Origin of the sequence: Serratia sp. T13T92 (assembly GCF_047530105.1) — a bacterium.
GTDB classification, from domain to species: Bacteria; Pseudomonadota; Gammaproteobacteria; order Enterobacterales; family Enterobacteriaceae; genus Chania; species Chania fonticola.
Window position 1 is genome coordinate 1 of record NZ_JBLJAK010000136.1, and the last position, 665, is coordinate 665.

A 665-nucleotide genomic window follows, 5' to 3' on the forward strand; every position below is an offset into this window, starting at 1 on the left:
AAAAAGGGCGTGCCATTCTTCGGGCGTGCGGATGTTCCTCATGGGTTTGCTCCGTGTTGATGATCGGGAACAAGATCATGGCAACATCGCGAACGCAATAACAGGTGGGGTTCCAGCGACGCTTACAAAATAATTGCCTGGAATGCTCAGCTGGTAGGTTCCCTCTGGTGGCGTCATGTACCCGGTCGGGCGGGTTGTGATGATGTCTGTATATGGGCCGACATGGCCGCTAATCCCGCGCGGCACCTCCCAGAACTGCCACATGCCGCCCTCATAGTTGCTGTGTCTGTCCAGAAATGACTGCACCATCTGCTCGCCAAACGGCGTCGCGAACAGACGAGGTACGAACACCTGGCGCTGGCGTGGGTGGGTGATTTCAATACGTGTTACCTGCTCAGTCTGGGAAATGGTCGCTGCGGTCGTGGTCATCGTGGCCTCCTTCGGCTTCTTTCTGGTGTCCTCACTTTTCCATTTCCGGAAGGCGGGGAGCACGTTGCTGTGACACATGACCGCCCTGTTCCAGCAGGGACGGAAACAAGGTAAGCGTCGTTAAATCCCCACAGTGTTCGGTCGTGGGGTTTAAGGTAGGGTGATTTTCCAGGGCAGCAGCGTGTCCCAGTCGATGGCGTCGTCCGGCGATTTCAGCGCCGTCAGCAACGCATGCA

The 665-nt window shown here is 57.0% G+C and carries 2 protein-coding genes; both read right to left on the reverse strand.

What is annotated here, in order from left to right:
• Window positions 1-75: 75 nt before the first annotated feature.
• Window positions 76-429: a hypothetical protein gene (locus ACMV5I_RS29595; RefSeq protein WP_414825978.1), complete on the reverse strand. Its 354-nt coding sequence runs from the start codon at window positions 427-429 to the stop codon at window positions 76-78.
• Between the two features lie 31 nt (window positions 430-460).
• Window positions 461-665 (reverse strand): hypothetical protein (locus ACMV5I_RS29600; protein WP_414825979.1); only part of this gene is annotated, 205 nt, incomplete at its 5' end.

Bases quoted from the DNA above. Each gene is read 5' to 3' on its own strand.
- ACMV5I_RS29595 (WP_414825978.1), bottom strand. From the start codon at position 429: ATGACCACGACCGCAGCGACCATTTCCCAGACTGAGCAGGTAACACGT.